This is a genomic window from Pseudomonas corrugata, from assembly GCF_001269905.1.
Lineage (GTDB): Bacteria > Pseudomonadota > Gammaproteobacteria > Pseudomonadales > Pseudomonadaceae > Aquipseudomonas > Aquipseudomonas corrugata.
Genome location: NZ_LHVK01000008.1, coordinates 121520 through 142350, shown reverse-complemented (window position 1 = coordinate 142350; position 20831 = coordinate 121520). Strand labels below are relative to the sequence as shown.

The 20831-nt window shown below is 61.8% G+C and carries 16 protein-coding genes; 13 read left to right on the top strand and 3 right to left on the bottom strand.

Annotated features, from left to right (window positions below; genetic code table 11):
* The first annotated feature begins 13 nt into the window (after positions 1-13).
* The 5 genes from AD665_RS11925 (at position 14) to AD665_RS11905 (ending at position 5941) form a co-directional block, all read left to right on the top strand.
* Complete coding sequence (locus tag AD665_RS11925; RefSeq protein ID WP_024781151.1) at positions 14-622, top strand: lecithin retinol acyltransferase family protein; 609 nt, start codon at positions 14-16, stop codon at positions 620-622.
* 44 nt (positions 623-666) lie between these two features.
* Entirely contained in the window at positions 667-1311 is a 645-nt protein-coding gene (locus AD665_RS11920) for a response regulator transcription factor (protein WP_024781152.1), read from the top strand.
* 773 nt (positions 1312-2084) lie between these two features.
* Positions 2085-3347 (top strand): serine hydrolase domain-containing protein, encoded by a 1263-nt coding sequence (locus AD665_RS11915; protein ID WP_053192187.1) that lies wholly within the window; start codon positions 2085-2087, stop codon positions 3345-3347.
* A 117-nt stretch (positions 3348-3464) separates the two neighbouring features.
* Positions 3465-4799, top strand: coding sequence for an alginate export family protein (locus AD665_RS11910; protein ID WP_053192185.1), 1335 nt, complete (start codon positions 3465-3467; stop codon positions 4797-4799).
* A 38-nt stretch (positions 4800-4837) separates the two neighbouring features.
* Positions 4838-5941 (top strand): polyamine ABC transporter substrate-binding protein, encoded by a 1104-nt coding sequence (locus AD665_RS11905; protein WP_024779699.1) that lies wholly within the window; start codon positions 4838-4840, stop codon positions 5939-5941.
* Positions 5942-6143: 202 nt separating this feature from the next.
* On the opposite strand, the gene AD665_RS11900 is transcribed toward AD665_RS11905, so the two are convergent.
* A complete protein-coding gene (locus AD665_RS11900) occupies positions 6144-6755 on the bottom strand; it encodes a TetR/AcrR family transcriptional regulator (protein ID WP_024779698.1) in 612 nt (203 codons plus the stop codon).
* A 301-nt stretch (positions 6756-7056) separates the two neighbouring features.
* Here AD665_RS11900 and gabP point away from each other — a divergent pair, with 301 nt between their 5' ends.
* The 8 genes from gabP to AD665_RS28010 all read left to right on the top strand — a co-directional run bounded on the left by gabP (position 7057) and on the right by AD665_RS28010 (position 15631).
* Positions 7057-8457 carry a GABA permease gene (gabP, locus tag AD665_RS11895; RefSeq protein WP_024779697.1) on the top strand — a complete coding sequence of 467 codons (1401 nt, stop codon included), beginning with the start codon at positions 7057-7059 and terminating at the stop codon, positions 8455-8457.
* A 418-nt stretch (positions 8458-8875) separates the two neighbouring features.
* Positions 8876-10597 (top strand): type I secretion system permease/ATPase, encoded by a 1722-nt coding sequence (locus AD665_RS11890; protein ID WP_053192183.1) that lies wholly within the window; start codon positions 8876-8878, stop codon positions 10595-10597.
* On the top strand, positions 10590-11960 hold the full coding sequence (locus AD665_RS11885) for an HlyD family type I secretion periplasmic adaptor subunit (protein WP_053192181.1): 1371 nt from the start codon (positions 10590-10592) through the stop codon (positions 11958-11960). Before AD665_RS11890 ends, AD665_RS11885 begins: the two co-directional genes overlap by 8 nt.
* 2 nt (positions 11961-11962) lie before the next feature.
* Positions 11963-13312 (top strand): TolC family outer membrane protein, encoded by a 1350-nt coding sequence (locus AD665_RS11880; RefSeq protein WP_024779694.1) that lies wholly within the window; start codon positions 11963-11965, stop codon positions 13310-13312.
* A gap of 218 nt (positions 13313-13530) precedes the next feature.
* Positions 13531-13824: a DUF5629 family protein gene (locus AD665_RS11875; protein WP_024779693.1), complete on the top strand. Its 294-nt coding sequence runs from the start codon at positions 13531-13533 to the stop codon at positions 13822-13824.
* Positions 13817-14986, top strand: a complete 1170-nt coding sequence (locus AD665_RS11870) for a lactonase family protein (protein ID WP_053192494.1) — start codon at positions 13817-13819, stop codon at positions 14984-14986. Before AD665_RS11875 ends, AD665_RS11870 begins: the two co-directional genes overlap by 8 nt.
* A 156-nt stretch (positions 14987-15142) precedes the next feature.
* Positions 15143-15322: a hypothetical protein gene (locus tag AD665_RS11865; RefSeq protein ID WP_024779691.1), complete on the top strand. Its 180-nt coding sequence runs from the start codon at positions 15143-15145 to the stop codon at positions 15320-15322.
* 183 nt (positions 15323-15505) lie between these two features.
* Positions 15506-15631, top strand: coding sequence for a hypothetical protein (locus AD665_RS28010; protein ID WP_268934871.1), 126 nt, complete (start codon positions 15506-15508; stop codon positions 15629-15631).
* Between the two features lie 137 nt (positions 15632-15768).
* Here AD665_RS28010 and AD665_RS11860 read toward each other — a convergent pair whose 3' ends face one another.
* Both AD665_RS11860 and AD665_RS11855 read right to left on the bottom strand, forming a co-directional pair.
* Positions 15769-19410, bottom strand: a complete 3642-nt coding sequence (locus AD665_RS11860; protein ID WP_053192179.1) for an AAA family ATPase — start codon at positions 19408-19410, stop codon at positions 15769-15771.
* Positions 19407-20651: an exonuclease SbcCD subunit D C-terminal domain-containing protein gene (locus AD665_RS11855; protein WP_053192177.1), complete on the bottom strand. Its 1245-nt coding sequence runs from the start codon at positions 20649-20651 to the stop codon at positions 19407-19409. Before AD665_RS11855 ends, AD665_RS11860 begins: the two co-directional genes overlap by 4 nt.
* Positions 20652-20831 lie beyond the last annotated feature (180 nt).

Genomic DNA, 20831 nt, shown 5'->3' with positions numbered 1-20831 from the left:
CGGAGAATGTGTCATGAGTAACTTGACCGCCAGGGCAGCAGAGCAACTGTCATCCCTTCGTTCGATAGCGCTGATTTGCATGGCGCTCATCACGACGAGCGCTTTCTACCGCTTGAGCATGCCGATAGCCGAGAGCCACAGGCTCGCCGAGCCACGCCACTGCCACCCACGTCCGACGCGCCTGATGGATGTTTCATTGCGCCCCGTCGATGTCGAGCAACCTGCAGCCCACTTGCCGATAGGCGCCCACCTGGTCAGCCCGCGCCGGTTCTACCTGCATCACGGGATCTACCTGGGCGGGACAGACGTTGTTCATTACTCGGGGTTCAGTGGCTCGCTCCGCCCGGGTCCCATCGAGGTGACTGATCTTGAGCGCTTTGCCAACGGCAAGCCGGTCTGGATGCTTCAGGAACCTTGCAAGTACTCCAGCGAGGAAATCGCTGAACGGGCGCGCTCGAGATTGGGTGAAGCTCAGTACAGGGTGCTCTTCAACAACTGCGAGCATTTCTGCAGTTGGTGCGTCAGCGGGAACAGCTACAGTGCGCAGGTCGATGCCTGCTTCCATCGTCCCCATGCTCTGCTCGCTTTGATTTCGGCACTGGAGCCGTACTGGGTGGCCTAGTGTCCTGTGCTAGAATTTTTTCCGTCCACCCAAGAGGATCGTGCATGAACGGTAGTCCCTCATCCCATGAGCCGGGCAACAAGGACTCCATGGTGTTCGTGGTGGATGACGATGCCTCCATTCGCGATGCATTGAGTAATTTGTTGCGCTCGGTCGGAATCCGCGTCGAGACGTTTGCTTCCACCGCGGAGTTTCTACAGCAGCCGAAGACGGATTGCGCCAGTTGCCTGGTGCTCGATGTGCGACTTCAGGGGAGCAGTGGCCTGGACTTCCAGCGCTGGCTGGCGGAGTCGGACTCGAATATTCCCATCATCTTCATCACCGGCCATGGCGATATCGAAATGTCGGTCAAGGCGATGAAAGCCGGCGCCGTGGATTTCCTGGCCAAACCATTCCGTGAACAGGATCTGCTGGACGCCGTGACCGCCGCGCTCCAGGCAGATATCAAACGTCGCGAAATCCGGCAGCAGTCTGCCGACCTGCATGCCCACTACCAGACACTGACCGTCCGCGAGAAAGAGGTGATGGCTTTTGCGGTCAAGGGCCTGATGAACAAGCAGATTGCCGGGCAGATGCACCTGAGCGAAATCACCGTGAAAATTCATCGCGCCCATGCGATGAAGAAAATGCACGCCAAATCGTTCGCCGACCTGGTTCGGATGGCCGAGTCGCTGAACCGCAGCGCCTGACACCCTCCCGAATAACCCTCGAATCCCATGTGGGAGCGGGCCTGCTCGCGAAAGCGGAGTGTCCGCCACGGAGATGTTGACTGTGCCGCCGCCATCGCGGGCAAGCCCGGCTCCCACAGGGGCCGGAGGTGTATGCAAAAGCAGCGTCCACCTCGAATCCCATGTGGGAGCGAGCCTGCTCGCGATGGCGGAGTGTCTGCCACGGAGATGTTGACTGTGCCGCCGCCATCGCGGGCAAGCCCGGCTCCCACAGGGGCCGGAGGTGTATACAAAAGCTGCGTCCACTCTCGAATCCCATGTGGGAGCGAGCCTGCTCGCGATGGCGGAGTGTCTGCCACGGAGATGTTGACTGTGCCGCCGCCATCGCGGGCAAGCCCGGCTCCCACAGGGGCCGGAGGTGTATGCAAAAGCAGCGTCCACCCTCGAATCCCATGTGGGAGCGAGCCTGCTCGCGATGGCGGAGTGTCCGCCACTGAGATGTTGACTGTGCCGCCGCCATCGCGGGCAAGCCCGGCTCCCACAGGGGCGGGTGGTGTATGCAAAAGCTGCGTCCACCCCAGATCCCATGTGGGAGCGGGCTTGCTCGCGAAGGCGGGGTGTCTGTCACGGAGGTATTGCTCCCACTGGGTTTTGTGTCATCCCTGGGAAAATATGGAGTCCCAACAAGGCAAAAAACACAACATCAATAAAAAGTTTTATTGACTAAAAAATATCATCGGGTAATTATTTCCCTGCATCTGCTGTCACGCAGAGTCATCTCCAGGGGAAACCCGATGAATCAGAACAACGCGCCTTCACTGGCCAGTCTTTATGTCGAGACGCATGAGTCGTCCTCCGACGCACGCTCCACTTCTTCGTTCATGCAAGGCTTTCCGGCCGAACCTCACCAGCGTGTCACCTGGCACAACTGGATGCGTGCGCCCTTCAATCAATGGGGCTTTCGCAATCTGGCGCGCCTGCGGCCTTCCATCGATGTGCAGGCAGGGGCGGGGCCGGTCAGCGTGCTGAAGCAGGCTCCACTTGTACTGGATGAACTGCACTTCAATAGCGAATGCGGCTTGAGCATCAGCGTGCTTGAGCACCTGGTGGCCAGCCAGACCGATGCTTTCCTGGTCATGCAGGGCGGCACCGTGCTGTTTGAGCGCTATTTCAACGGCCAGGAGCCTCAGGACCGACATGTCATGTTTTCGGTGACCAAATCGCTGATCGGTACCCTCGGCGAACAACTGGTCAGCGACGGTGTGCTGGATCCGGCGCTGCCCGCGGCCCACTACGTACCGGAACTTGAAGGCAGTGCATACGCCGATGCAACCGTACGCCAGTTGTTTGATATGGCCGTGGGCATCCAATACAGCGAGGTGTACGAGGATCCGGATTCGGAGAGCTCCCAGTACGGCTATGCCTGCGGTTTCCAACCGGCACCCACGCAATACGCCCAGTTCGAATCGCTGTACCAGTTCCTGCCGTCGCTCCGAAAGCAGGGCGATCATGGCGGTTTCTTTCACTACGTGACGGCCACCACCGAAGCCCTGGCCTGGGTCATGGAACGCGCCAGTGGCAAATCCTGTCATCGTCTGTTGGAAGATATCTGGAGCCAGTTGGGGTGTGAACGCGACGGCTATTTCATGGCCGACCCATGGGGTCGCAGCGTAGCCGGTGCCGGTTTCAACGCCACCTTGCGCGACATGGCGCGCTTCGGTCGCCTGCTGGCCAGTGACGGCCGTCACGACGGGCGCCAGTTGCTGTCGCCCGAGACGATTGCGCGCATCGCCGCCGGTGCCGATCCGGCGATCTACGCCACATCCCCCGACTTTGAAGCCTGGACCCCCGGCGCTTCCTATCGCAGCCAGTGGTACGTCTTCAACGACCACAGCCAGGCGCTCATGGCCGGCGGCATTCATGGCCAGTACCTGTTCGTCGACAAGCCATCCGGCGTGGTGATCGTCAAGCAGTCATCTCTGAACGAGGCCGTCAGCCCGTTCGACGGGGACAGCGTGCGTATGCTGCGCGCCATTGCGGCGCACCTCAGCGCCTGACCACGTTTGCCGATTACAAGAATCGCGTTCCATTCACCTGGTCCCGCCAGGTGTTGGCGACGTTCTGCGCCGCCATTTACTGCCCTGTAACAACAATAAATCACACAGGAGCTTCACATGGTTTCCACGATGCGTTTCTCTCGAACGCTCTTCGCGGTCGGGCTACCCCTGACGGCCCAGGCCGCGCTGGCGGGCTATACCTTCGAGGATGGCAATCTCAAGGGTGAGGTCAACGTCACCGCAGGCGCTGCGGCGATTTCCACCCGCAATGTCAACTTCGGCGCTGGCCGTATCGACATGCGCAGCCGCAAGAATGGCGGCAGCAAAATCGATTGGCAGGAGTTCTACGTCAAGCCTGGCGTCAAACTTGAGTACGCCTTGCAGCCGGACTTCAGCCTGCTGGCCGGTGGCTCGCTGGTCGGGGCGACGACCTTCGGCGATGGCGATGCCGGCGGCTTCACCCGCAGTTCCGATGGCGAGGTGGCCACCGAGGAACTCTACGGTGGGTTCCGGGCCGGGGAGTGGACGTTCACCGCCGGCCGCCAGAACTACATGATCGGCACCGGCTTCATCGTCATGGACGGTGATCTGGACCAGCTCAAGGACGGCGCCTACTGGCTCGCACCAAGGAGCGCTTTCAAGGATTCGGCGGTGCTGGCCTGGGATCACGGCACCTTGAAAACCCAGGCGTTCACCTTGCGCACCGACGATGACCTGGGTGACTTCCGGATGACCGGGGCCAACCTCGATTACAACCTCGACGATCAAGTGACTCTCGGCGCCATGGCCATGAAGGTCAATGCCCTCGGCCCCAAAGGCGCCACGCCGCTGCGCCGGGACGGCATGCAGGTGTATAACCTGCGGGCGCTCAACGCCAAGGTCCCGGGCTTGCCGGCCTTGACCCTCAACGCCGAATACGCGGTGGAACGCGGCAACGGCGAGGGTGTCGAGTATGATGCCAAGGCCTGGTATGGCCAGGCCGACTATGCCTTCGATGCCTTGCCGCTGACGCCGGTCGTGGGCTATCGCTACGCGAGCTTTTCCGGCGATGACAACCTGACGGACAACCGCCAGAAGTCCTGGGATCCGCTCAGTAAGGGCTATGTCGACTGGGGGACCTGGCTGGTAGGGGATGTTGTCGGCAACTATCTGCTGTTCAACAGCAACGAAAACGTACAGCAGTTCTCGATCAAGACCCACCTCAACGAGACCCTCAACCTCGGGGCCATCCACTACCAGTTCTGGCTGGACGAAAAGAACTACATGGGCACGGCGGTCAGTGACCGGCGTTTTGCCGACGAGAGCGTCGCCTTCCTCGACTGGGCGCCGTCGAAGGCGCTGGTCTCTTCGCTGTCCTATAACTGGGTCAAGCCGATGGCCGCGGCCAAGCAGGTGTTTGGCAACGACCGGAAATTCAGCGCGCTGGAATTATCGTTCACCTATCGCTATTGATGCCGCGAGCCTTCGCGGCCGCGCTGGAGTGTTTTGCCATGAACAAGTCTTTGCGTAACACGGTGTTGGGTGCTCTCGTTTCGTTGCTGGCCAGCGGTGCATGCGTGGCTGAAGAGCGGACGGTGCGAATCTATAACTGGATCGAGTACCTGCCGCCGGAAATCCTCAAGAGCTTTCAGGAGGAGACCGGGATCCGCCCGATCTATGACGTGTTTGACAGTGTCGAGACCCTGGAGTCCAAGCTACTGACCGGCAACTCCGGGTATGACGTGGTGTACCCGGGCAGTTCCAACGTCAGCCACTTGATCGCCGCCGGCGCCGTCCAGCCTCTGGACCGCAGCCAACTGCCAAGCTGGCAGCAACTGGACCCGGAGTTCATGAAAGGCCTGGAAGCCGTGGGTGACCCGGGCAACCGCTATGCGGCGCCATACCTGTGGGGTACCACACTGATCGGCTATAACGTCGACAAGGTTCGGCAGGCTCTGGGAGCCGATGTGCCGATAGACACCTGGGACATCATCTTCAAGGAAGAAAATCTGGCCAAACTGGCGAGTTGCGGGGTCGGTTTTCTCGATGCAGCCAACGAGATCCTGCCCATCGCCTTGCATTACAAGGGACTGGATCCCAACAGTCAGAAACGTGAGGACTACCCGCAGGCACAGGCGGCGATGGCCAAGATCCGGCCGTTCATCTCCTACTTCAATTCGTCACGCTACGGCATGGACCTGGCCAATGGCGACGTCTGCATCGCCGTAGGCTGGTCAGGCGGCGTGGCGCTCGCCAAGCGCCTGGCCGATGCCGCTGGCAAGGGTGTCAAAGTGGCAATGGCGCTGCCCAAGGAAGGTGCGCCGATGTGGTCGGACGTGATGATGATCCCCACCAACGCCCCCCATATCCAGGAGGCCCATGCGTTCATCAACTACATCATGCGGGCCGATGTCATCGCCCGTATCAGCAATAAGATCGGCTACCCCAACCCCAACAAGGACGCCACCGCGCTGGTGAACCCTGAGGTCCGTGACAACCCCGCGATGTATATCCCGGATGACGCGCGCAAGACATTGTTCGCCCTGGAGCCTATGCCGGCTGCAATCGAGCGGATCCGCACGCGTACCTGGACGGCCATCAAGACCAATCGCTGATGGAGGAGAGTGTCCATCTACAAAACCTGTGGGGCTTGCTCGCGAAGGCGGTTTATCAGTCGACTCTGCAGTGGCTGATCCACCGTCATCGCGAGCAGGCTCGCTCCCACACAGGTTCTTCAGTGGACACACATTCTGCGGCCGGTGCCAATCCCCTGTGGGAGCGAGCCTGCTCGCGATGGCGATCTGTCAGCGTCTTCCTTCAGGCACGCATGCCCTGGAACAACAATGCGGTGATCCGCTTGACCTGGGCAGAGTGTGCCTCGATATCCGGCTGTTCCTGGTTGACCAGCCTGAACAGTTGCAAGTGTGAATAATCGTTCAACAAAAAGGCGGCCAGCTCGACGTCGAGGTCGTCGCGCAGCTTGCCGGCCTGCTGCAGTTCCTTGATCAGGCCACTGATTTCAGCCCTGAGCGCATCGTTCATGGCGCGATAACCGTCCGGCAATCCGCCGTCGCCGCCAAACAGGATCAAGGGCAGCAGTTCGCGCCAGAGACTGGGGTGCATGACTTCCAGGGCGTAACCCGTCAGCAGCCGTTCCAGGTAACACAGCGCCTCGACCGGATCCTCTATTTCAGGGACCTGCAGACGTGTGTCCTTGAGCGCACGCTGGTCGGCCTCGTGGAGGATTTCAAGGATGATCTCCTGCTTGTTGCCGAAATACTTGAACACCGTAGGGGCCGATACCCCGGCCTGGCCGGCGATCTGTTCGATGGTGGTGTTCTGGAAGCCCTGACGCTCGAACAATTCGATCGCAGCCTTGCTGATGGCTTGGCGTCGTTCGGCTTTTTGACGTTCACGCAGTCCGCTCACGGGAGGTCCTTTGTCACTGGAAAAGAGGGCATACAGTGCCCCGGATCCATGCAAAATACTTAACTCGATAAAATATTTAAAGCATTTATTTAGATGCTGGCTTTTTAGTGCAAACGCTCTGCAATGGCCCTCGGATGGGTGATGCATGGCCAAATGCTACGTAGTTTATGACGAGATCAGGCACAAAAGGAGCGCTTACAGATAATTCTGTCAGCAAGTGAGACGGGTAACGTGGCGCACCGTTTCTTCGCCGCGTCTGTTACTCGGTACGTTCAATGTCGATTAAAAAGAGAACAAGAAAATGACCAGCCCCAGTTTCAAGGATTCGAACGGCCACTTGGCACAGGGCTTCAAGCCTCGTCACGTCACCATGCTGTCAATTGCCGGGATCATTGGCGCAGGTTTGTTTGTGGGGTCGGGGCATGCCATTGCAGCGGCGGGCCCGGCTGTATTGCTGGCTTACCTGGCTTCCGGCCTGCTGGTGGTGTTGGTCATGCGCATGCTCGGTGAGATGGCGGTGGCCCGCCCGGACACCGGCTCGTTCTCCACCTATGCCGACCAGGCCATCGGGCGCTGGGCCGGCTTTACCATCGGATGGCTCTACTGGTGGTTCTGGGTCCTGGTGATCCCCATCGAGGCGCTGGCCGCCGGCCATGTGTTGAACCAGTGGTTTCCGTCCATCGATGCCTGGTTGTTTGCTTCGGTATCGATCGTGGCCCTGGCGGTGACGAACCTGTTCAGCGTGTCCAAATACGGCGAGTTCGAGTTCTGGTTCGCGATGGCCAAGGTCGTGGCGATCATCGGTTTCATTTCCCTGGGGTTCGCCGTTCTGATGGGCTGGATTCCCGAGCGGGAAGCCAGCGGCCTGAGCCGCCTGATGGAAGAACACGGTGGCTTCGCACCCAACGGTTTGTCGGCGGTGGTCGGGGCCTTCATTACCATCATGTTCAGCTTCATCGGGACAGAGGCGGTGACGATTGCGGCGGCTGAATCCGATAACCCCGCGCAAAACATCGCCAAGGCGACGCGCTCAGTGATCTGGCGCATTGGCGTGTTCTATCTGCTGTCGATCTTCGTGGTCATTTCGGTAGTGCCGTGGAACGATCCGCAACTGGCTTCGGTGGGCTCCTACCAGCGAGCCCTGGAACTGATGAACATTCCCCATGCCAAGTTCCTGGTGGATGCCGTGGTGCTGATTGCGGTGGCCAGTTGCATGAACTCCTCGATCTACATCGCCTCGCGCATGCTGTATTCGCTGGGGCGACGCGGCGATGCGCCGAAGGCCTTGAGGGTAACGTCGGGGGACGGCGTCCCGCGCACAGCAGTGATTGCCAGTACCGTGTTGGGGGCAGGTATCACGTTGTTCAGCTACTTCATGCCCGCCGGCCTGTTCCAGTTCCTGCTCGCCAGTTCCGGCGCCATCGCGTTGCTGGTGTACCTGGCGATTGCCGTCTCCCAACTGCGGATGCGCCGACTGCTGCGTCGCCAGAACGTCGAGCTGACTTTCCACATGTGGTTGTTTCCCTGGCTGACCTGGCTGGTCATCGTGTTCATCTGCGCGGCGCTGGCGGTGATGATGGTGACGCCGGAGCACCGTAGCGAAGTCAGCTCGACCCTCGGCCTGGCGTTGATCATTTCCTTTATCGGTCTGGTCACCTCGCGGCAGCAGCCGCAGGTGGAAAGGGCGGCTTCCCTGGGATAGCCCCAGGGAAAGCTAGATGAAACACTTGTGGCGAGGGGAATCTGTGGCGGGGGGATCTATCCCCGCTGGGCTGCGCAGCAGCCCTCATGCAGAGCACTCATTTGCCAGCGATTTTGAATTGTCTGGTTTGGGGCTGCTTCGCAGCCCAGCGGGGATAAATCCCCTCGCCACAAGAGGCGTTCCATTCCCGATCTGTTTCACCTCTGAAACACCCTCCTGAAATCAGGCTCTCCGCCTGTCACCCTGCCTGTAAACCCTTTTTGCCGATCTGGCACTAACCCGTTCGAGCGTTGTCATTAATTGGCGCCGTGGCGGCGTCACGTCAGCTGTATCGATGGGCTTCTCAAACGCCTTCGGGCAAACAAACTCGCGATGGATTGCGTCCTGGACCGACTATTTTTTTGCGGGTTGCCATTCTATGGGGCTGCTTCTCGATCCTCGTCATGACATCGATGCCGCGTTATTGAGCTATCGCCGGGTGTTCTGGTCCCTGGCGCTGTTCAGCGGTGTCATCAATCTACTGGTGCTGGTGCCGTCGCTCTACATGATGCAGGTGTACGACCGTGTCCTGACCAGTCGCAATGAAACCACTTTGTTCATGCTGACCCTGATCGCCCTGGGGCTGTTCATGTTCAGTGCCTTGATCGAGTGGGTACGCGGCGAGGTGATGATTCGCATGAGCGCGGGGCTGGACGACGCCCTGGGCGAACGGGTTTTCGATGCCGCTTTTGCCCGCAGCCTGCGCGAGCACAACGCCAACCCGGCGCAGGTGCTCAGCGACCTGGCGACGCTGCGGCAATTGATTACCGGGCAGGGGCTGATCGCCTTGCTCGATGCGCCGTGGCTGCCGATCTTCCTGCTCGTGGCATTCATTTTTCACCACTGGTTCGGGGTGCTGACCCTGGTGCTCGCCCTCGTGCTGATCGGCCTGGCGCTGTGGGGCGAACTGGCGACCCGCACGCGCCTGGGTGAAGCCAATCGCCTGGGTGTGCAGTCGGCGGTCTACGTCAACAGTACGCTGCACAACGCCGAAGTCATCCAGGCGCTGGGTATGCTCGGGCCGTTGCGTCAGCGCTGGAGCCTGCTGCAGCAACGCATCATCGCCGCCCAGGCCCATGCCAGTGACCGTGGCGCCCGTATCACCTCGATGACCCGTTTCGTGCGCATTTCCGGTCAATCCCTGTCGCTGGGGCTGGGGGCGCTGCTGGTGCTGGAAGGCCAGTTGTCGCCGGGCATGATGATCGCCATGTCGCTCCTGCTGGGGCGTGCCTTGGCGCCCGTGGAAATCGCCATCGGCTCGTGGAAGCAATTCAATGCCGGGCGCCAGAGCTATCAGCGCCTGAGCCTGCTCCTTGCCCAGCATCCCCGTGATCACCTGCGCATGCCGTTGCCGCCGCCCACTGGCGCGGTGCGCCTGGAGCAGTTGTACGTCGGCCCGCCCGGCGCCTCGCAGCCGATTCTGCGGGGGATCAACTTCTATCTCGAAAAGGGTGAGGTGCTCGCCGTGGTGGGCCCCAGCGCCAGTGGCAAATCCACCCTCGCCAGGGCGCTGGTCGGCGTATGGCCTCCCTTGGGCGGATCGGTACGCCTGGACAATGCCGAGATCAGCCAGTGGTCCCACGACGCCCTCGGCCCCCACCTTGGGTATCTGCCCCAGGACATCGAGTTGTTCGACGGCAGCGTGGCCGACAACATCGCCCGCTTCGGCGAGCAGGATGCCGACAAGATCATCACCGCCAGCCGTCACGCCGGTATCCACGAAATGATCCTCAGGTTTCCCAAGGGTTATGACACGCCGCTGGGCCCCGGAGGGCTCGGCTTGTCCGGCGGGCAGAAGCAACGCCTTGGCCTGGCCCGTGCGCTCTATGGGCGTCCGGCGCTGATCGTGCTCGACGAACCCAATTCCAACCTCGATGAAGCCGGCGAGCAGGCCCTGGTGCAGGCCATTGCCGTGCTCAAGGCCGCGGGCAGCACGGTGGTGTTGATCACCCACCGGCCCAGCGTGCTGGCGATGGTCGATCACATCCTTGTGCTCAAGGACGGGACCCAACAGGCATTCGGTCCACGGGACCGGGTACTCAAGGCGCTGATGCCGGGGCCGCGACCGGCTGCGGTGAGGGAGGCTGGTGAAGATGCATGATCTGACTCCAAGTCCACACGCGTATAGCGAGCAGGGGAGGAGCCTGCGCAATGTCAGCCCGTTGCCCGGCGCCAATACCGATGCCGGCAGTGCGGCGCGTTATGGCGTGGGTTTCCTGGTGCTGGCGTTGGGCGGTGCGTTGCTCTGGGCTTGCCTGGCGCCGCTGGACCAGGGCGTCGTAGGCAGCGGCACGGTGGTGGTGGCGGGCGAGCGCAAGGCGGTGCAGTCGCTGGTGGGCGGCGTGGTGGAAAAGCTGCTGGTCAGCGATGGCGATCGCGTCAGCCAGGGGCAATTGCTGGTGCAGCTCAATACCGTGCAGGCACAAGCGCAGTTGGACGTGACGCTGGGCAAGTTGCTCAACGACCGCAGCATCGAGGCGCGCCTGATTGCCGAGCGCCTGGGACGCGCCGATATCCAGTGGCCGGAGGACTTGTTGGCCCGTGCCGACGAGCCAAGGGTCAAGGCCGCCATGGCATTGCAGAGCCAGTTGTTCCTGAGCCGCCGCGCCGAGTTGGGCAGCCGCTTGCAGATCATTGAGCACGAAGTGGCGGCGCTGGAGCAGCAACTGCTCGGCTACGAAGGGGTCAAGCGCAACTACGACGCACAGATGCGCTTCCAGCGCCAGGAGTTGGAGGGACTGCGGGACCTGGCGCGTGAAGGCTACGTCCCGCGCAACAAACTCTTCGAGGCCGAGCGCAACGCCGCCCAATTGGCCGGTCAGATTGCCTCCGGGATTGGTGATGTCGGCAGGACCCGCCAGTCGATCAACGAAAGTCGGCTCAAGGCTTTGCAGGCGCAGCAGGAGTTCCGTCGCGATGCCGAAACCCAGCTCAGCGAAGTATCCGCCGAGGCGGCGGGTTACGCCGATCAGATCCGCGCCTTGCAGTTCGAAGTCGACAATGGTGCCATCCGCGCGCCGGCGACCGGACAGGTCATGGAGTTGAATATTCACACCGTCGGTGGCGTCGTCCAGGCCAGCCAGACCCTGATGCAAGTAGTGCCCCTGGATGCGCCGATGGCGATCACTGCGCGGTTCGAGCCGCTGATGGCCAACAAGCTGCGACCGGGGCTGCCGGTGCATGTGCATTTCACTGCGCTGCAGCGGGTGGACACGCCGACGGTCACGGGCACGGTCAGTACGGTGTCGGCGGATCAGTTGATCAACGAGCAGACGCACCAGCCGTACTTCTCCGCCAAGGTCGAGATCCCCGCTGATACCGTCGCCTCGCTGCAGGCCGCCGGCCTGTGGGTACGGCCGGGCATGTTGGCCGATGTCACGGTGGTGACCGGCGAACGCACCCTGATGAATTACCTGATGAAACCTTTGCGCGAACGCTTGCTGGCTGCCTTCAAGGAGGAATGAGCATGACTGACCGTCGCCTCTATCGCTCCCGCGTGTTGTTGAGCCTGTGTACCAGTTGGGTGGCGATCAGCTCAGCGTGGGCCGCCGAAGGTGGCCTGAGCCTGATCGCCGCGTACGATGCCTCACGCCTCAATGACCCGACGCTGCAATCGGCCACCCATGCTTTCGACGCTTCGCGCAACGAAGAGGCCATCGGCCGCGGTGGTCTGTATCCACAGGTATCCCTGACGTCGCGCTACGGTTACGGCGGACGTACCGACGGCGGCGATGACAGGGGCTACGTCAACAGCAACGACTACCAGGCGAACAGCGTCACTCTGGCGGCGCAACAAGCGCTTTACGACAAGGGCCGCTGGGCGGCTTATCAAGAGGGCAAGGCTCGCGGGCAACTGGGCAGCCAGCTGTTCGATGTTGCCGGCCAGACCTTGTACGACCGGGTTGCCAAAGGGTATTTCGATGTGGCCCGGGCCGAGAACGAAATCAAATTGATCGCCCAGCAGAAGGCGGCCATCAATGGATTGGTCATCCAGAGCAAAAAGCTTTACCAGGGTGGCCAGGGCGCGATCACCGATATCGATGAGGCCCAGGCGCGGCTCGATCTGGTCGAGGCCCAGGAGGCTGAAGCCCAGGCTCGCCGGGTGGCGGCGTTGCGAGCCTTGTCCGGCCGGGCCAGCGTGCCCATCGACGACATCCAGCCGATGCGTGAGGAACTGCCCCTCGGCAGCCCGATTCCGCCGGAGCAGGATCTGCGTTACTGGACGGCCATCGCCCGTGACGCCAGCCCCGAGCTGGCGGCCCGTCTGGCGGCGGTGAAGGTGGCCGAGGCCCAGGCCGACAGCCAGCGCGCCGGGCACTACCCGAGTCTGTCGCTGACCACTCAGTTGACCCGTAGGGAAACCCGTCAGTACCAGGAACTCGATCCGCGCCAAGACACTTATTACGTGGGCGTGCAACTGGATATCCCGTTGTATCGCGGCGGCTCGGTGCGTGCTTCGGTGGCCAAGGCCGAAGCGCAACTGGCCGGTGCCCAGTCGGACTATGACGTGCAGCGCCAGCAACTGGCCGAGAACATCGAAACCGATTACCTGGGCGTGGTGGCGGGGTTCGCCAAGAGCAAGGCGATGCAGCGCGCAGTGGAGTCCAACCAGCGCGCGCTGACGTCGACGGAGAAGGGCTTCCAGGGCGGCGTGCGCTCCACCGTGGACATCCTCGATGCCCAGCAGCGGGTGTTCCAGGCCCGTCGGGACCTGCTCAATACCAAGCTCGACATGCTGCAAAGCTATGTCAGCCTGCACACCCATACCGGCCAGATGAACCGCGCGGTGCTGGAGCAGGTGCAGCGGTTGTTCTGAGGTTCCGGGTGGGTAGGTTCGCCGCCATCGCGGGTAAGCCCGGCTCCCACAGGGGATTGGCGGTGGACATGAGTCCTGCGGTCACCCCGAAACCCTTGTGGGAGCGAGCCTGCTCGCGATAGCGATCTGCCGGGCAACACGCTTCCGGACTTGATAGCCCAAGGCCAACCCGGACATTGAGCTATCATGCTCACTTTCCCAGCGACCGACCGATTCCCATGACTGCCGTAACCGACACTCTGCTGCACGCCCTCGAAACCTGCGACATGCTGATCATCGACGGGCTGCATGCATTCGATTTTTCCCTCGACGAGCAGGACCAGTTGCACGTTGAGTGCATGAATGGCCGCACGCTCGCACATTGGCGTTTCACGCCTGCGCAGATGCAGGCCGCGACGTTCGACCCGGCTTCGAGGCACTGGATCATTTCCAGCGATTCGGGCGACCACCACCTGGAATGTGTGGAAGCGATCAGTGGCCATGATGAGGAGGACGAACATGAAGATGCGTAGTCTCTGGCCATTGCTGATGGCCGGCAGCGTGGGTGCCATGGGCATGTACGCCAACGCCGATGAGCGCTATCAATTGCTGGTGGGCTCCTACACGGCGGGCCAGAGCCAGGGCGTCTACCGGCTGCAGTTCGACAGCCGTACCGGCCAGCTCGATGCCAAGCCGTTGCAGGTGATCAAGACCGACAACCCGTCGTGGCTGACCCTGTCCCCGGACATGAGCTGGCTGTTCGTGGTCAACGAGAATGGGCCGGGGCAGAAGGATCCGGTGGGCAAGGTCAGCAGTTATGCCATCGACCCGGCGACCCACGCACTGAGCCTGATCAACCAGGTGCAGACCGTGGGCAATGAGCCGACCCATTCCAGCCTCAGCGGCGATGGCCGGCATCTGCTGGTCAGCAACTATTCGGTGGTGGAGGATCCGGGCGGTACGCTTGCGGTATTGCCCGTGGGCGCCGATGGCAAGCTGGCGCCCGTCGTGCAGTTGAGCAGTCACCAGCCAAGCCGGGTCAACCCCGAGCGGCAGATGTCGGCCCATGTGCATTCGGCCGTGTCGTCGCCCGACGGCAAATATGTGTTCGCCAACGACCTGGGGGCGGACAAGGTGTTCATCTATCGCTACGACCCCAAGGCCAATCCCGAGCTGCCGCTGACTGCTGCCGACCCGGCGTTCGTGCAACTGCCGCCCGGCAGCGGACCGCGCCACCTGCTGTTCAGCGCCGATGGCAAGCACGCCTGGCTGACCCTGGAAATGACCGCGAAAGTGGCGGTGTTCGATTACCAGGACGGTCGCCTGGTCCAGCGCCAACTGGTTGACCTGGCGGCGGGCAAGCCTCAGCCGGCGAGGGCGGCTGCGGCATTGCATGCCTCGAAGGATGGCAGGTTCCTGTATGTCAGCAACCGTGGCACCAGCAACGAAGTGCTGGTATTTGCCATCGACCCGGCTGCCGGCACGCTGAAAGAACTGCAACGCCGCTCCGTGGAAGGCGATCATCCGCGGGAGTTCAGCCTCGATCCGAGCGGGAAATTCCTGTTGGTTGCCAATCAGAAGAGCAATCAGATCGTGGTGTTCGAACGTGATCCAAAGACCGGCCTGCTGGGTAAGCCGGTGCAGAAGTTGCCGATGGATGCACCGAGCGATGTCAAGTTCATCCAGCGTCAATAGGTCACAGGCCCCGTTTTTCGGGGCCTGTGCGGTTATATCAACGGGACTGATATTCGCTAGCATTGCAAAGCATTTCTAGACGAGACGCCTCGGCGCGTAAGTTTGCTTCACGGCCCGACCGGGCAAGACAGCCAACTGAATCCGAGGAATACCGCCATGAACCTGAACCTCTTCTCCATTATCGCCGCTTCCGCCATCTCCGCCACCGTGGCGCTGCCGGCCAATGCCAGCATCGAGATCAGCGACAAGAAGAATCGTACCCAGAGCTACACCGAGAAATACCTGCAACAGAGCGCCAACTTCTACGCAGCCCTGGATCACAAGACCCAGCACTGAGCGCGCCGGAACGACTGAAGCCTGCGATCTTTTCGTCTCGACAGGGAGAGAAAAGATCGCAGGCTTCGTCATTTTCATCAGGCGCTTCAGCGTGTTCTGAAAAACCCACTGTAATATCACATAGCCATGTGTTTAAATTTGACGCTGAAAAATTGACTCCTTTCTTCCATAAGGATCGACACCATGGCGATGCGTCTGGCAATGATGCTGCTGTTTCTCTATTCCACCCCGATTGTCTCGGCTGCCCAGCCCGTGCCGGGCGAGCCGGAAGCGGCGCGTGAGCGATTACTGAGTTTGCTTCAAGACTGATCGAAGCAGTCAAGCCACAAATCCTGTGGGAGCGAGCCTGCTCGCGATAGCGGCGGTACAGTCAACCTTGATGCAAGCTGACCCACCGCCATCGCGAGCAGGCTCGCTCCCACAAGGTCCACAGGTGTTCAGCAGTCCTACTTGACCTCCACCGTACTCAACCCATTCCCCTGACGCTGGACCCGAATCTGCACCGGGATCCGTTCGTGCATTTCCTGCACGTGGGAGATCACCGCGACCTTGCGACCCTGGGCCTGCAAGCCATCGAGGGCGTCCATTGCCAGTTGCAGGGACTCGGGGTCGAGGCTGCCAAAGCCTTCGTCGATGAACAGCGACTCGATCCTCAGCGTACTGGACGCCATCGACGCCAGGCCCAGCGCCAGGGCAAGGGAGACCAGGAAGGTTTCGCCCCCCGACAGTGAATGCACCGAACGCAGTTCATCGCCCATTTCCGTATCCAGCACCAGGAGCCCGAGCATGCTGCCGCCGCGCTTGAGCCGGTAGCGGCGCACCAGTTGCCGCAACTGGACGTTGGCGTGGTGCACCAGCAAATCGAGGTTGTAGGCCTGGGCCAGTTTGCGGAAGCGGTCGCCAGTGGCCGAACCGATCAGCGCATCCAGCCGGGCCCAGCGCTGATACTCGGTATAGGCTTGCTCGATTTGCAGGGCCAGGGCCTGGTTGGCGTTCTGTCGGCGTTGGTCTTCTGCCTGTTCGGCACGCAGCTCGGCGCAACGTTGTTCGCTGGCGGAAAATTGCTGTTGCAGTTGGGCGAGGGCCTCGGCCAGTTGTTCGGGCAACAGGTTGCCGTTGTGCTGGGCCTGATGATTCTGCAGGCGCTGTTCCCGTTCGGTCAGCAATACGCGGGCCTGCTCAATGGCCTTTTCACTGCTGAGCAATCGCTGGCGCAACTGGCCGACCTGTTGCTCATCGAGAGCGAGCAGGGCTTCGAGGGAAGCGTCGTCCAGTTCCGCATGGGAAGTGCGCCATTGCGCGATGCCAGCGGCCAGGGCCTGGTATTCAGAATCCAGGGCGTGCGCCTGCTCCTGCCGGGCTTTGAGTTCGGTAGCCAGTTGCACCAGACTGTTGCGCAATTCGTGCAGTTGCTGATTGGCCGCTGTTTCGGTTGTGCGCGCCTGTTCCAGGGCCTGGTCGAGTTGTTGCTGCCACTGTTCTGCGCTGCCATGTTCGCCGAGCAGTTGCGCGAGGGTTTGGTGGCAGGCCTGCTGTTGTTCGGTCAGGCCCTTGAGTTGTTGTTGCGCCGACTCCAGTTGCTGGACGCGGGTCTGTTGACGGTCTCGTTCCTTTTCCAGGGTCTGCTGGCGTTCGAGCTGTTCGCTGAGTTCGTCACGCTGCTGTTCCAATTGCTCCAGGCGTTGGGCAATCTGCTGGTCGAGCTGCATGAAGGTCGCGGCGGGCTCGGTGCGCAGGGCTTGCAAGGTCTGCGCTGGCAACAGGCTGCTGAAGTGACTCAGCTCATCGTCCAGGCGTTGCCGATCCCGGTCCAATTCCTGTTGCTGATTGCTCAAGTGCAGTGACGCCTGTTGGCTCGCCGTTTCAGCGTTACGCAGGTGTTGGGACAGGCGTGCGGCGTCCTGTTGCAGGGTCAGAAGGGCTGCTTGTCGTTGTTCGTCCTGGTTGATGCGCTGATGCAGTTGGGTGTTCTGCTGGGCCAGCCAGGCGTCGCGCCTGGCGGCATCTTGCGCCAGTAGTTGCGCGGACAGCGGATGGGCTTCAAGGCTGGGGGTCAGATCCTGTTGCTGGGCTGCCAGCTGTTCCTGCTGTTGTTTCAGCTCCTTGAGCTGGGCTATGACACCGCTGTACTGCGCACGCAGGTCGATGACTTTTTCATTGAGCAGGTCGACGGCGCTGCGGGCGCTGGCCTCTTCGTTTTCATCGTGGCGTCCGAGGCTTTGCAGCAGCGCTTCTGGCTGATGATAAGGATGCTCGACGCTGCCGCACACAGGGCAAGGCTGCTCGTCCTGTAGCTGCGCGCGCAAGTGTTCGACGCTTTCGCTGCGGGCCAGTCGTTGGCGCGCCAGCAGTTCGCGGGTCACCGTCAGGGTCTGTTCGGCAACCGCCAGCTCGGCCTTGGCTTCGCCGCCTTCGCGCACCAGTCGGTCGCGCTCCTGCAACGCCTGTTGCTGGCGTTGTTCAAGCTCGGTGCCACGTTTGTCCAGCTCTTGCTGGCTGGCCCACAACCGCGTGAGGTCTTCGAAGGCCCGTTGTTGCTTGCGATTGTCTTGCAGCAGAGTGCCGAGCAGTTGGATCTGTTCGGACACGGCTTCGGGTTCGGCGCCGGCCTCCTTGTAAAGCACTTCGAGCTCTTGCCGACGGGCTACCAACTCCTCGGCCGCGCGCGTGGCGCTGTGTTCCAGCGTAGCGAGTTCGGCCTGGCCCTTGTTCAAGCGGTTGCCGATCAGCATCAACTGTTGGAGGCGATCACGGTAAGCCTTCCAGGCATCGCTCAGCGGCGCGAGGTGGGTGCTTTGCTCAAGCTCGGTGGCGATGCGCGCCAGGCGCGCGGCCACCTGGTTCTGCTGTTCGAGCAGGGTGTCGATGGTACGCTGGCCATCCGTGCAGGCCAATTGCGCCTGCGCCTGGCGCTCGCCCCCCTGATTGGCTTCCGTGATCAGGCGGGCGAGGGTGTTCTGCTCTTCAAAGGCCTTGCGTAGCAACGGCGCGTTGTCGGTGTTTTGTTGACGGGCTGAGGCCAGTGCCTGTTGTGCTGCGGCCAGGGCTTTTTCCAGTTCTGCCTGTTGTTCATTCAGGTCGATCTGCTGCTGGCCTAGCTGCCGGATCTGTATCGCTAGAGGCGCCAGGAGCCGGGTCAGTTCCGCCTGGCGGATGAACTGATGGCGCTGGGGCGCCAGTTGCTCCAGGCGGGTCAGTTTCAGGCGCTCTTGCGCCAGGGTGTTCCAGTCGGCCTCGGCCTGTTGCAGTTGTTCAGCGGCGCTGGCGTGCGCTTCCTGCAATTGGTGCAGGTCCTTGAGCCAGGTGTGTTGCAGCTCCAGCTGCTTGAGTTGGGCCTGTTGGGTCTTGAGCTGTTGCTGGGCTTCGTTGAAGCGCGTGTCCAACTCGGCCCGGGCCTCGGGGGACAGCGGGGTGACGCCGGTGGCCTGGTCCTGTAAATGCTTGTGGTTTTCCCTGGCCAGCTTGGCCTTGTCGAATGCGCGGCGGCCGAGGCGGGTGTACAGGGCAGTGTCGGTGAGTTTTTCCAGCAGTTCGCTGCGGTCGTTGTCATCGGCCTTGAGAAATGCGCTGAACTCACTTTGGGCCAACAACACGGCACGGGTGAACTGCTCGAAGTTCAGGCCCAAGGCAGCTTCGAGCTGAGCCTTGTACTCGCCTTTCTGACTTGCCAGCAGTTGGTCATTGTCCAGGTCCCGCAGGCTCTGGCGACTGGCCTGCAACTTGCCGCCGGCCTTTTCCCGAGCGCGATTGGCCTCCCAACGGGCACGATAACGGCGCCCGTCGATGCCGCGGAAATCCACCTCGGCGTAGCCATCGCCGGTACCGCGGCGCAACAATGTGCGTGGGTCCCCGGTGGCGATTTCCCCGTCGGCGTCCGGCACCTTGGCATCGCGCCCAGTGTGGTTGAGGCGCGGCACAGCACCGAACAACGCCAGGCACAGGGCATCGAGCAAGGTGCTTTTGCCGGCGCCGGTGGGGCCGGTGATGGCGAACAGGCCGGCGCTGGCCAGGGGTTCGGCGGTGAAGTCGATGTCGAAAGGGCCAGCCAGGGAGGCGAGGTTCTTGAGGCGGATCGCGAGGATCTTCATGGTTGCTCGCCCTCCATCTGAACGTCCTGCAGCAGCAGGGCAAAATCCTTGAGGGTCTGCTCATCCACTTCGTTGCCATAGGTGTCCTGCCAGGCCCGGCTGAACAGTTCCTGTGGGCTCAGTTGATCCAGTTCGATCAAGGCTGCGTCGTCATCGGTACTCCCGGCACTGCCGTGGCCCGCGTATTCGGCGGCGATCCGCACCAGTCGCACAGCTTTGCCTTGCAGTGCGGCTTCCACCTGATTGCGCAGGTCCGGTTGTGGCTCGTCGAGGCGCACCCGCACTTCCAACCAGGGCTGCCGCTGGATGTCGGCCAGCAGGTCGATGTCCGGGAGGTCCTTGAGCTGCCCGAGGATCTCGGCCAGTGGCGCCGGGCCCAGGCGTTGCAGATTGACGGCCCGGGGAATCAATCGTGGCTCGACCTTGACCAGGGTATCGCCGTCCAGGGTGACGTCGAGGATCTGATGCTTGTAACCGATTTCCGAGAAGGACAGCGGAATCGGCGAGCCGCTGTAGCGGATGCGTTCTTCGCCGTTGACCTTTTGCGGTTTGTGCAAGTGGCCGAGGGCGACGTAGCTGATGCTCGGGCCGAAGAGGCTGGCGGGCAGGGCTTCGGCGTTGCCGATGATCAGGCTGCGCTCCGAGTCCTCGGACACCGAACCGCCGGCCATGTGCGCATGGCTGATGGCGATCAATGCCTGGCCCTTCTTGCGCTTGCCGTTGGCGGCGGCGATCAGCCATTCGTGGACCTGGCCGATGCCCCGCAGGTAGTCATCGCCCAGTTGCGCGCCGGTCACTTCGGCGGGGCGCAGGAACGGCAGGGCCAGGCACCAGGCCCTGGTCTTGCCCTTGGCATCGGGCAACGGCAGCAGCAGGCGTTCGACGTCCAGTTGCCCGTCGTCCAGCCACAACACCCGGCCGAGGGCGTGGGTACGCAGCCGTCGCATCAACGGCGCGGGTAGCTCGATCCGAGAGCCGGAATCGTGGTTGCCGGCGATCATCACAATGGTCAGGTTGGGGTGTTGTTCGTGGGCGCTGACGATGAAGTCGTACAGTCGCTCCTGGGCTTTGACCGGCGGGTTGACGGTATCGAAGATATCGCCGGCAATCAGCAGGACATCGGGCTTTTCGCTGGCCAACTGGCGCAGCAGCCACTCGAGGAAGCACGCGTGTTCGAAATCGCGCTCCTGGCCGTGCAGATTTTGCCCCAGGTGCCAGTCGGAGGTGTGGAACAGACGCAAGGCAAACTCCAGAAAACAGGTGATGGCCGCGTGAAAAAAGGGCGGCTGAAAGGATGCTGAGTTTACTGGGAACAACCGATCCTGTGGCGAGGGGATTTATCCCCGTTGGGCTGCGAAGCGGCCCTAAACCTGACACCTCGATGTATCAGACAGATTGAGTCGCCTGTTCTGGGGCTGCTT